Raw genomic sequence first — 11,158 nt, 5'->3', positions numbered from 1 at the left:
TGCTCTGACTTCGCCGAATTTGCGCGGGTTTTAGCCAAGTATATGGGTAACAAGGCTAAATCACTTTCTGCACTAGATAGCTATCTGAAATCAATCAACATTCTGTCGATCGTTGACGGTTCTCGCTGACCCGTTTCGGCGTAAAGTTTGTAAAAAACCGGAACAATCCCATGAATTTTCGGTTGCCGAGAACATAGTAAAAGGACCAAAATCATGCGAAAAATTATTTTGTTAGGAAGCCTGTTGGCGTTAAGCGCCTGCAATAACAACGAATCCGCTAACCAAGATCTCTCCGGCAATGACGGGGACATAACTTCGGCGGATCAGGCCGCTGCGGGTTCGGTTGCCAATACCAATGATAGTGCTGCGATGAATCCGACCGACGGTGCGTCGTATGTGCAGAAGGCGGGAGCAGCAGACAGTTGGGAAATCGCGTCGTCAAAGGCAGTGTTAGGAAAGACACAAAACGCGGAAGTTAAGAAATTTGCGCAAATGATGATCGATCATCACACGCGTGCCACTGCAAAATTGATGGCGGCAGCAAAGGGTGGGCAAGTGAATGCTGGGCCGCCACAAATGGATGCGATGCAGCAAAGCATGCTTGAGGATATTAACAAAGCCGGCGCATCGGAAATGGACGCCATGTACATCCGTCATCAACAGACCGCGCACAATGCTGCACTGGAACTTCATCAGAATTGGGCGGCTAAGGGAAAAACCGATCCCTTGAAAAACACGGCGGGTGAGATGGTCGGCGTAGTAAAGTCGCACATATCGGAACTTCAGAAACTGTCATCAGCCATTCAGGGCCAGCGCAGCAATTAACAAGTTCAGGTCGGCGCCAAAAGCGCCGACCTTTTATGCAGCCATATGTTTGACAAAGGCATCAAACGCTGGCCCGAGACGGGGTATGATTTGTCCATGCATGGAATGCAGTCCCGATTGTACGGGCCGCGTCGCTTTCCAGCCCAACTCCTCCGGCGACGCTGCAATAATGTGCTGTGCGTCAAGCCGACAGACCGACGCGAGTTCCCGGCCAAATTCCAGCCAACTTAACGTTGACCCGTTGCTGATATGCCAAAGCCCGTGCGCACGGTCGATTGTGAGATCGAGTACAATGTTAGCGAGATGCGGAACATATGTAGGTGACACCTGATGCGTCGCAGAGGCAAGGAAAGTTTCGCCCCTTCGAAGCGTTGATACGAGATGATGCGCGAAATTGTATGGATCAAACGGCGAGAAAAACGCCGCCGTGCGAATGACTAAAGGTTGAGCCATCTGCAGCAGCATTGCATCCGCCAGCGCCTTGCTCTCGCCATATACGTTCAGCGGACTGGTCGCCGCACCTTCTTTATAAGGAACGGGCATTTTCCCATCGAAGACGAGGTCGCTTGAAAAATGCACGTTGGGAAGACCTAGCTCTTCGCAACACAAGGCCAGCGCGAGCGCGCCATCTGTGTTGGTCGCAAGACAAGGCTTAACGGCGTCCTCAGCTTCATCGACCTTTACCCATCCGGTAGCATTGATCACAGCCCAAGGCTGGTAACGTTGCAGTGTCTGGCGAATATTTGGGACGTCCTGCAACGACATTTCGCTCCTAGACGTGGTAATCACGTGCAAGCCTCGGTGTCTGGCTGCAACAGCCAGAGCTTTTCCAAGCGATCCGGTAATTCCGGCTATTAGCAGCGGAGCGCGTCGTTCTGGGCTGCGCGCGCGCACCATGGGCCTCGCAACGGGAGCCGGGTCATATTTTAAACGATCCTCGCGCTGCCACCATCCAGGGCCGGCGACTGCCGCGGGCAAGGGACGAGATTGCGAAATCGCAGAAATCGTTTCGGCTAGCCCCGTTGGCCTTAAGGTAGAACTTCGCGGATCGAACACACCACCTTCAAAGTCATCCGACGGCTGGGTCAATAAATTTGACCAGCCGCGGGCACCCATCAATGTCCATATCGTAATTGCCCGAATATCCTTGCCGTCCGCCTTTAGCTCAAGCCCGCTGTCCCAAGCATCACGGACCCAGCGCATCTGTTCTTCCCGCGTGCAACCGTTGTGGCATTCGGTAAGGACAACGGGAATATTGTAGCGATCCCACGCTTCCGATAAAGCATGTTTGATACCATCATGCGGTGCCGACAAAACGCGAACTGCTTCGACATCCGCAAATCTTTGTTGGCGGTTCGCACCGATAGATGTTGCAGGATATCGGCTTATGCGATGGTCGAGAAAACGGTCGCTCGTCAGATAGTGGTTCACACCGACAATATCCGGGGGGCAGGGCGTTTCTGCAATCGCGTCGAGGCGGGTTCGAAAACCAAGTTTGCACAACCCGTCGTAGAACGGGTGACCCTCTACAACCAATCCGCATAATAAGTCCCATGTCATCCAGCGACGCTGATTGTCATGCGCCGCCTGATCGGCCAGCGCTGCGGTCGCAAAAGTTGTGCCCAGGTCCTCGGTCTGGATTAACTTCGCCCCCGGATTGACTGCCCGAATTTCCCGCATTGCGGCAATCGTTGCATCTGTCTGATTCAAAAGCGCCAGCCAAAAAGCGGTGTCGCTGCGCTCATGTGGATACCAATGCCCGTAAAGAGCCGAAAATCGGGCAGTGGTGAGGGGTTCGTTAACGGGAGTCCAATATTCCACATGCGGCAGCAACCGCACAATTTTGTGTGCATGACTGGCCAACCCCTCGGCAAAGTCGTCTGCAAGAAGGCTGGTATGCTCGGGGCCGCTTCCGTGATGAACAAGGCCAATTATTGGCTTGATTCCGTTTGCCTGTAAGAACTTCAAATCGTCTTCGACCCACTCCCACGGCGTCGTGACGTCTTCCCATGCCACCCGATATCGAAATCCCGTTATGCCTGATCCAGGAAGGGCACGAAGACATGCAGTTCGCATATTCCGTTCCTCGGGCAGTAGCTGGTCCTGATAGCGGTCGCCGACGCGATTAAGCGTACATTCAAAGCCGGCCCACATTTCCATCGCATATTCCTCAACTCGTCGGGAATTACGGGAACCATCGCGACATGCATTAGTTTCATGGTTAATGTGAACCTAGGATAAATAACATGTTAATGAACTTAACAGACGGAAATATAGTAAAACGAGATTTAAGTACAGTTTTAATATGTTTTAGTCATTTACGTTGGAATTTTGTATTTCAAAGACCCCAACATTTAATGTCACGTTTCGCAAAGTCATTTGACGTTATTTACTGGGAAGAACCAAATTATCGGTTGGATAGTCAACCAACATTGGAATTAACTAAATGTGAGCAGTCAGGCGTGACCGTTGCAACGCCATACCTTCCGGAAGGGATGTCGGAGCAACAACAGGAGATTGCACTTCGGGCGCTGTTGGACACGCTTAAACTGGCAAGCCGAAGCAACTTGATACGTTGGTATTATACGCCGATGATGTTGCCTTTTTCCCGTCATCTTGGTGCTGCCGCCACTGTATATGATTGCATGGATGAACTTAGTGCTTTTCGCTTCGCACCGCCTGCGCTACTTGAGCGAGAGGCCGAATTGATCGATAGTGCTGATCTTGTCTTTACCGGCGGCAAGAGCTTGTACGCAGCAAAGCGCGACAGGCACCACGCGGTCCATTGCTTTCCATCAAGCGTCGATATTGATCACTTTAAAACCGCAAGAACTCATAACCAGGATCCTGCCGATCAAGCGGGAATTGGTTTTCCACGACTGGGGTATTACGGCGTCATTGATGAGCGGATCGATCTGGAGCTTATCTCCCAGGTCGCCGATGCGCGGCCCGATTGGAATATTGTCATGATCGGCCCAGTTGTGAAAATTTCTGAGGATGAGCTTCCCCGGCAGCCAAATCTTCATTGGTTGGGTGGCAAAAGCTATGACGAACTCCCGCAGTATATGGCCGGGTGGGACGTGGCTTTGATGCCTTTTGCAATAAACGAATCCACGCGCTTCATTAGTCCTACGAAAACGCCAGAATATTTGGCGGGTGGCAAGGTCGTTGTGTCGACGCCGGTGACTGATGTCGAGGCTGGGTATGGCCACTGTCCGCGCGTATGTATCGCCGCCTCGGCAGAGGGCTTTGTGGCTGCATGCGATACTGCGCTCATCTATGCCAAGACTGGCGAGGGTACCATGGTCGCGGACGCAATGATTGCGGCATCTAGCTGGGATAAGACGCAATCGGAAATGGCTGCTTTGATAGACGACGTGAGTGCACCTGACCGCCGCGTGCACCCGATTTCCGCGCCTTCGGCGTGGCCTGCACCTGCCAAAAAGCATTATGACTGGGTTGTTGTCGGTGCAGGTTTTGCCGGTGCGGTGATGGCCGAGCGTCTGGCTGCGGGGTCGGGATATAATGTCCTGGTTGTTGACCGGCGGCAGCATATTGCAGGCAATGCTTTTGATGAACGCAACGAAGTGGGCCAACTGTACCACAAATATGGGCCACATATTTTTCACACCAACTCAGCGGACGTCTTTGAATATCTGTCGCGCTTTACGAAATGGCGGAAATACGAGCATCGGGTGCTTGCGTCCGTTGACGGTATTCTTGTGCCAATTCCCATCAACAGGACGACAATCAACACCCTCTATGGTCTTGAACTGGAAACTGATGCCGAGGCCGAAGCATGGCTTGCGGCCCGGTCAGAACCTGTCAAAACCGTCGAAACATCCGAAGATGTCGTCGTATCGGCCATAGGGCGGGAATTATACGAGAAGTTTTTCCGCGGTTACACCCGCAAACAATGGGGCCTTGACCCAAGTGAGTTGGACAAGTCTGTGACCGCCCGCGTTCCGACACGGACGAATGTCGATGATCGTTATTTTACGGACAAATATCAGGCGATACCTGCGGACGGTTATACAAAGATGTTTGAAAATATCCTCGACCATCCCAAAATTGATGTCATGACTGGTGTGGATTTTGCCGAGATACGCGATTCCTATTCTTATGATCGTCTTGTCTACACCGGGCCAGTCGATGAATATTTTGGCTTTTGCTATGGCGCATTGCCGTATCGTTCCCTCAGGTTCGACCATGCGGTGATCGAGCAGGAGAATTATCAGCCTGTTGCAACTGTGAACTATCCTGATGAGAACACGCCTTATACGCGGATTACCGAATATAAGCATTTTACGGGCGACACCGGTGCAGTGACCAGCATTACGACCGAGTATCCGGCGGCGGAGGGCGACCCTTATTATCCTATCCCACGCGAGGAGAACCAGCGTCTGTATAAACGTTATGAGGCGCTGGCGCAGGTCGAGGTGAATACCTTGTTTGTTGGTCGTCTTGCGACCTACAAATATTACAACATGGATCAGGTGGTAGGACAGGCCCTTGCCACTTGGCGCAAGCGTGTTGTCGCTGATCAGGAAGCCGTTGACGCTATTCAGGTGGCGCAGGCAGCCGGGTAGGTTCCCAAGTGCGCTGAGGGCGACGAGAGGGGCTGTTATGCAGTCCTTCTCGCACGTGACTGCAATCCGCGAGACCGTTCTACGCAGCGGTGCAGAGCGGACGATCAGCGCCCCGACTTGAATCCTGTAAAAACTGTCCCGATATGAAAGAGTCTATTAACCTTGTTTCCCTAACCTGTTTGCTTCAACCTATTGGAGCACGCAGGTCATGAAGGCAGTTATGACGGCATATAGGGCATCATTATATCGCAAGAGCATTTCGGCAGTTGCTATGTTGGAGAGCGGCTTGCCTAAAATTATCCTTGGATGGGTGTGCTTTGTGGCGGTTGCGGGTATCTTGCGGACCAGCTTTGCTGTGTCGCCGATCAACAGCGGTGCTAGCCTGTTTCAAACAGTCATGCCTTATGTGCTTCTTGGCCTTTCTCCTGTTGCTGCATATTGGATTGCGGATCAGCTTTTTCCGCGCGGCATATTGATGCAGCAACCCGAAATCCGCCTGTCCCGCATTGGCAAGTGGCGCTCCGTTGACGTCCTTGCAGCTCGGGCGCACCCGATGTTTGGCCCAACGGGGATGATGGCTTCGCTACTGATTGGAATGTTGCTGAACGTGCCAGTGCGCAGCCTGGAATTCCTTGCAGCCATTCCTGCCATGAATGGCAATGCGCCTTTGTGGGGGCAGGTGCTTTTTGCGGTTACCACTTTTGACGTCGTCGTCATGAACTTCCTGTATATCCTGTGCTTCATGGCCGCATTGCGCTGCGCGCCGTGGTTTCCCCGCTTTCTCGTTCTTGTATGGGGCATTGATATCAGCGCGCAATTGGCAATGGCCCATATTGTCAGCGGGACGGCCGGATTGCCAATTGGCGTGGGTGAGGCGCTTGGAAATCTGCTTCAGGGAAACATGCAAAAGGTGATGATCAGCATGACCATCTGGTTGCCCTATCTGATCCTCTCCGAACGGGTTAACCTGACTTATCGGGGGCGCGTTGCGTTGGAGCCGGCGCGATAGCACTGGCCACAGCCACAAGAAATAGCATAGTCGGATAGCTGAAGTACAACACGCCGTCATAAAGCGAATAGACCAGCAACCCGATCACGCCAGCGACAGACGCCGCACCGGGGCCTTTCGTATAAGGCCATTTCTTATTCCGTAATGCGGGGAAAATAATGAGGATCGTCAGGACAACCGATACAATCCCACCGGAAAACAGGAACTGAAGCGGGAAGTTGTGCGGATGAAGTGGCATTGATGTTGACGACGGCCCAAATTTCCCGAACTGGTTTATGCCCCATCCGAACAGCGGACGTTCCGTAATTTTTTCCATTGTACCGGTCCAAAGCTCTTTGCGTCCTGAACTTGCGTCATGTTCACCTTGTGCTGATACGTCCGCCATTCCCGTAGCGCCTGCTATGCCGTATATCTCATGTGGCAGGGGTAGCACCGCGACTACAGTGGTGGCCGCAAGCGCGGTCGCGATGCAAAAACCGGCGATAGGTTTGCGCACGCGCGCAGCGACGCAAAATGTGACAAACATTGTCACCGCAGATGCTAGCAACGGGCCGCGCGAACCTGTCCATAAAATCAGGCCAATGCCTGCCGTGCTGAACAACAGGGGCAGGACCCAACGCAGCCATATATTGGGGCTTTGACGGAAACTGATGAAGCAAAATAGCCCTGCCAAAAGGCCGGCGAGGGCAAAATGGCCAGTGTGGCGGACATTGTTGACGCCGGGAATCCGGTAGACCCAGTCACTGTCTTGCGGCGAGACCAGGAAAATGTGGATCGTCCAGAGGATCACATATGACACAGCGCCAACGCCAAGCGATGCCCACAGGATCAACAGGAAGCGCGATCCAAAATTTCGTCGCAGGTTGATGAGGGCAAGAAAGAACAGGCCCGTAACCGCCAGTTTGAAAAGGCCGATGGATGCCGGCAGATGATCATTACCTGCCTGATATGACACCAGCGCTGCGACCAAGAGCCATAGCGATAGGGCGCTCTTGGTAATGCGTGACAATTGCCCGATGGACCGGAAGGGTGAAAAGGTGAGGCCCATTGCTAGGAAAATGAAAATAAGTTGCGCCAGCGGCACGGCGAAAGAGTTCACCCGAAGAAAAATCTGCCACCCATCCGGGTCGCTTGTCATGTCGAGCGGCAGCAATATCATCCACGCCGGCAACAGCCCGATCAGTATGGCAGCCAGATATGCTTTGGCAGGCGATGCGGTTTTGGTCATTTTTCCCCCGGAACTGGACAGCAGGGGTTCTAATCCGTTTATTTTCGAACACAATATAAGGGATATGGTTAATCTCGGGTTTTGACCAATCCCCAGTTTACGCCATTTTACAATCTATGCCCATTAACCATGAGGGTTATATATCTTTAGTAACATACTGTGATTCGAGCGTTTTGTGGCATTTTTGGCGAAATTCGCCTTATGGTTAACAAAATATTGCTATAACACTTTGTTAATAAACGAATAATTTAAAATGTTGACGGTGATACCCTTTTTGAGAGAACTTTTAGGCGTACTAGGAAAGCAAACGCGAATTGGGGCCGGACGCAACTCTGGCTAAAAACAAAAACAGGGTCGCGTTTGGAATCAATTTGCCCCTTTTTCCTGGGACCACTCCTCTTCGGTCGGACGCCGAAATGGAATTTGCTTACTTTTTAGATAAGGGGTTTTGTTATGGTTAAGTTTGTTTCTTCGTTTCTGCGTGACGAGAGCGGCGCATCGGCTGCTGAATATGCATTGATCCTCGCGATTATCGGTACTGGTATTGCGGGCGCCGCAATTTACCTTGGCGGCGAAATTAGCGGAGCTATTGATGACGCTGGCAAGTGCATTGCAGATCAAACTGCCGCTTCCTGCTCAAGCTAATTTTGACACTAATGCCTGCCGCATCGGGCGACGGTGCGGCAGGATAGATTTATAGTTGTTGGATATCAGGGGCGGGAAACCAGCGATGCTTGCAAATCGAAATTTATTAATCGTTGCCATTGCGGCATTCGTCGGCATCATTGCCGTCATCATAGCCAACAGCTATCTGTCGGGCGCCGAAAAGCAGCAGGCAACTGCTGCAGAGCAGGGGCGCCTTGTACAGATAGCTGTTGCCCGTGTCCCACTTGCCTATGGCGATACGCTGAGCGCCGAAAATATCCGGATGGTAAGCTGGCCATCGACATCGATGCCAGCCGGCGCGTTTCAATCGCCCAAGGGCCTGTATGGCGGGGAACCACGCGTGGTGCTTCGCCCCATTGAAGTAGGCGAACCGATATTGCCCGGGAAGATTACCGGCTTTGGCGGGAGGGCCAGCCTTTCCGAATTACTCCAACCCGATATGCGTGCCGTTGCGGTGCGCATTAACGACGTGGCGGGGGTTGCAGGTTTTGTCCTTCCCGGTGACCGCGTCGATGTTCTTTTGACGCGCACGCCAAAGCTTGACGGCGAAATGGGTGAGGTTGAACCAGTCACGGACATATTGCTGCAAAATGTCGGCGTGATGGCCATCGACCAGTCGCCTAACGACAAAGAGAATAAGCCAAATGTCGGCAAAACCGCAACTTTGACCGTTGACCAGCAAGGCGCGCAAAAACTGGCGCTTGCGGGTCAGGTCGGCACTTTGTCACTGGCGCTGCGGAATGCCGCCAATCAAGACGAGTTCATGTCACAAACCGTTGGAACCCGCGATCTGGGGCAGGGCAACACCAATGTCAGCCTTTATGCTGGCGCAGGCGAGCGTCGCAGTGCGACACCCGCATTTTCGGTGAACCCGTTCCCTTATCCCATGCAGGCAGCAACTTCGGCCCCGCGTGGCGCTGTCGTTGCGGCGCGGCCACGGCCAGCCAATTCTGTTGGGGTAGAAATCGTGCGGGGCACAACGAGCACGAATTACGATGTCACGCGCCAGGGGGGATATTAAGCGCATGAAAAAAGCATTTTTCCTGACCGCAGCAGTGCTTGCGCTCACGCCGGTTGCTGCACCCAGTGCATTTGCGCAGGGCTATTCGACGTCGTCGGACGCTGGCTTGCTTGCAGGGCAGCTTGATGTACCCCTGAACAAAAGTCAGGTGGTCACCGTTGACCGGCCGTTTTCCAAGGCCATGGTTGGCAATGAAGAAATTGCTGACATCGTTCCTGTCACCAACCGGTCGCTCTATGTGCTCGGCAAGAAAATGGGCACAACCAGCCTGACGATATATGACCGCAACAACATTGTCATTTCTGTAGTCGATGTCGCGGTTGGCCCGGACATTGTGTCGCTCCGCCGTCAAATGGCTGAGCTGATCCCCGGTGAACAAATCGGCGCGCGCATTTCCAACGAAGCTGTGGTGTTGACAGGCGTCGTTTCCAACGGCCCCGCCGTGGACCGCGCGATGCAACTTGCGCAAAGCTATGCCGGTGACAAGGTCATTAACATGATGTCGGTTGGCGCCAGTCAGCAAGTCATGCTTGAGGTCCGCTTTTCGGAAATCAACCGCCAGACGGGCAAGCAGATCGGCATCAGCGGATTTACGGGCAGCGATGATGGCACCTTTGGTTCGGCAACCGGCAATGGTGCAGGTTTAAATGCTACACCACTTAACCCTGAAGGGGTATTACGGCTGGATTCGATTACCGGCAGTTTCGGGGTGTTCCGCAAAGCGTTTGGCGCACTTGGGCTGAACATCAACGCGACGCTCGACGCGCTGGAGCGGAAGGGTCTGGTCAAGACATTGGCGGAACCAACGTTGATCGCGCTGTCGGGTGAAACCGCGTCCTTCCTGGCAGGCGGCGAATTCCCGGTGCCGGTGCAGCAAAGTAATGGTGGCGGTGGCGGCGGCGGAAATGCCGGTGGCATTACCGTTGAATTCAAACCCTTTGGTGTCAGCCTTGCTTTCACGCCCACCATATTGGCCGATGGCATCATTAACCTTCAGGTGGAGCCAGAGGTCAGCTCGATTGACCCAAGTGCCTCGATTACCGTAAATGGCTTGACCATCCCCGGCCTGCAAACACGCCGTGCCAATACGGTGCTTGAGTTGCGCGACGGCGAATCCTTTGCGCTTGCTGGTCTGATCCGCAAGGATTTCGCCACGACCGTGCGTCAGGTGCCGTTATTGGGCTCAATCCCCATCATCGGCGCCTTGTTCCGCTCATCGGGCTTTACCAAAGGCGAAACCGAGCTAGTCATTGTCGTCACGCCGCGCATAGTGCAGCCAGTGAAGGCAAACCAGATTCAGCTTCCCACCGACCGCGTGCAAAACCCGAGCGAGGGCGACCTGTTCCTGTTGGGCCGTACTGACAAGGGCGTGGGTGTAAATCCGCTCGATCCAAATACTCCACCGCCAGAGGGCAGCACTTCCACCGCAACGAAAAAGGCAGATGGCTATGACTATTAAGCGCATAATCGCAATTGCGGCCGTGGCGCTCAGCGTATCTGCCTGTACGCCCAATGACATCGGCCTCGGCAACGCGGCCCGCGCCAATTACGCCGCGCAGGTCGTCGAGCCTGACCCAACTTACGAAAGCGCGCAAGTCGCGAACGGCGCCCAGACAGCCGCCGCACAGGACCGCTATCGTAAAGGCACGGTGAAAAAGCCAGTGGGCGTAAAAACGACGTCGGGCGGCTCGGGCAGCGGTTCGGGCGGCGGCGCATAGGCCACCTTGCCCGCAACCTGCGATTTGGCCGGGTCTTCCATCCAGGGTCCGAAAACATCGCTTTCGATCAGAACCGCCACCTGGCCGCCACGAAACGCCTCG

9 protein-coding genes are annotated in these 11,158 nt (G+C 53.7%); 7 read left to right on the top strand and 2 right to left on the bottom strand.

Annotation, left to right across the window (positions count from 1 at the left end):
• Nucleotides 1–213: 213 nt before the first annotated feature.
• On the top strand, nt 214–825 hold the full coding sequence (locus tag ACK4S7_RS06845) for a DUF4142 domain-containing protein (RefSeq protein WP_409645321.1): 612 nt from the start codon (nt 214–216) through the stop codon (nt 823–825).
• A gap of 33 nt (nt 826–858) precedes the next feature.
• Here ACK4S7_RS06845 and ACK4S7_RS06840 read toward each other — a convergent pair whose 3' ends face one another.
• Nucleotides 859–2,985 (bottom strand): sugar nucleotide-binding protein, encoded by a 2,127-nt coding sequence (locus ACK4S7_RS06840; protein ID WP_409645319.1) that lies wholly within the window; start codon nt 2,983–2,985, stop codon nt 859–861.
• A 302-nt stretch (nt 2,986–3,287) separates the two neighbouring features.
• Between ACK4S7_RS06840 and glf the strand changes: the two genes are divergently transcribed.
• Together glf and ACK4S7_RS06830 are read left to right on the top strand one after the other, a co-directional pair.
• On the top strand, nt 3,288–5,414 hold the full coding sequence (gene glf, locus ACK4S7_RS06835; protein WP_409645317.1) for a UDP-galactopyranose mutase: 2,127 nt from the start codon (nt 3,288–3,290) through the stop codon (nt 5,412–5,414).
• Nucleotides 5,415–5,622: 208 nt separating this feature from the next.
• Nucleotides 5,623–6,423, top strand: a complete 801-nt coding sequence (locus tag ACK4S7_RS06830) for a DUF2569 domain-containing protein (RefSeq protein WP_409645316.1) — start codon at nt 5,623–5,625, stop codon at nt 6,421–6,423.
• Here ACK4S7_RS06830 and ACK4S7_RS06825 read toward each other — a convergent pair.
• A complete protein-coding gene (locus ACK4S7_RS06825) occupies nt 6,377–7,651 on the bottom strand; it encodes an O-antigen ligase family protein (RefSeq protein WP_409645314.1) in 1,275 nt (424 codons plus the stop codon). The genes ACK4S7_RS06830 and ACK4S7_RS06825 overlap by 47 nt on opposite strands.
• 453 nt (nt 7,652–8,104) lie before the next feature.
• Here ACK4S7_RS06825 and ACK4S7_RS06820 point away from each other — a divergent pair, with 453 nt between their 5' ends.
• The 4 genes from ACK4S7_RS06820 to ACK4S7_RS06805 all read left to right on the top strand — a co-directional run bounded on the left by ACK4S7_RS06820 (nt 8,105) and on the right by ACK4S7_RS06805 (nt 11,056).
• Nucleotides 8,105–8,296 carry a Flp family type IVb pilin gene (locus ACK4S7_RS06820; protein ID WP_409645313.1) on the top strand — a complete coding sequence of 64 codons (192 nt, stop codon included), beginning with the start codon at nt 8,105–8,107 and terminating at the stop codon, nt 8,294–8,296.
• A gap of 85 nt (nt 8,297–8,381) precedes the next feature.
• Nucleotides 8,382–9,338, top strand: a complete 957-nt coding sequence (gene cpaB / locus ACK4S7_RS06815) for a Flp pilus assembly protein CpaB (RefSeq protein WP_409645312.1) — start codon at nt 8,382–8,384, stop codon at nt 9,336–9,338.
• A 4-nt stretch (nt 9,339–9,342) separates the two neighbouring features.
• The gene (locus tag ACK4S7_RS06810; protein ID WP_409645310.1) at nt 9,343–10,797 is read left to right on the top strand and encodes a type II and III secretion system protein family protein; all 1,455 of its coding nucleotides are present in this window, start codon (nt 9,343–9,345) and stop codon (nt 10,795–10,797) included.
• On the top strand, nt 10,787–11,056 hold the full coding sequence (locus ACK4S7_RS06805) for a hypothetical protein (RefSeq protein ID WP_409645309.1): 270 nt from the start codon (nt 10,787–10,789) through the stop codon (nt 11,054–11,056). The genes ACK4S7_RS06810 and ACK4S7_RS06805 overlap by 11 nt, the downstream gene beginning before the upstream one ends.
• The last annotated feature ends 102 nt before the right edge of the window (nt 11,057–11,158 follow it).

This window comes from Sphingorhabdus sp. (assembly GCF_046292425.1).
Classification (GTDB): domain Bacteria; phylum Pseudomonadota; class Alphaproteobacteria; order Sphingomonadales; family Sphingomonadaceae; genus Sphingorhabdus_B.
This window is presented reverse-complemented; position numbering and strand designations above follow the sequence as displayed.

Excerpts from the sequence above, each read along its gene's own strand:
- ACK4S7_RS06825 (WP_409645314.1), bottom strand. The coding sequence starts at position 7,651 with ATGACCAAAACCGCATCGCCTGCCAAAGCATATCTGGCTGCCATACTG.
- ACK4S7_RS06805 (WP_409645309.1), top strand. The coding sequence starts at position 10,787 with ATGACTATTAAGCGCATAATCGCAATTGCGGCCGTGGCGCTCAGCGTA.
- ACK4S7_RS06820 (WP_409645313.1), top strand. The coding sequence starts at position 8,105 with ATGGTTAAGTTTGTTTCTTCGTTTCTGCGTGACGAGAGCGGCGCATCG.
- cpaB (WP_409645312.1), top strand. The coding sequence starts at position 8,382 with ATGCTTGCAAATCGAAATTTATTAATCGTTGCCATTGCGGCATTCGTC.
- ACK4S7_RS06840 (WP_409645319.1), bottom strand. The coding sequence starts at position 2,985 with ATGGAAATGTGGGCCGGCTTTGAATGTACGCTTAATCGCGTCGGCGAC.
- ACK4S7_RS06830 (WP_409645316.1), top strand. The coding sequence starts at position 5,623 with ATGAAGGCAGTTATGACGGCATATAGGGCATCATTATATCGCAAGAGC.
- ACK4S7_RS06810 (WP_409645310.1), top strand. The coding sequence starts at position 9,343 with ATGAAAAAAGCATTTTTCCTGACCGCAGCAGTGCTTGCGCTCACGCCG.
- ACK4S7_RS06845 (WP_409645321.1), top strand. The coding sequence starts at position 214 with ATGCGAAAAATTATTTTGTTAGGAAGCCTGTTGGCGTTAAGCGCCTGC.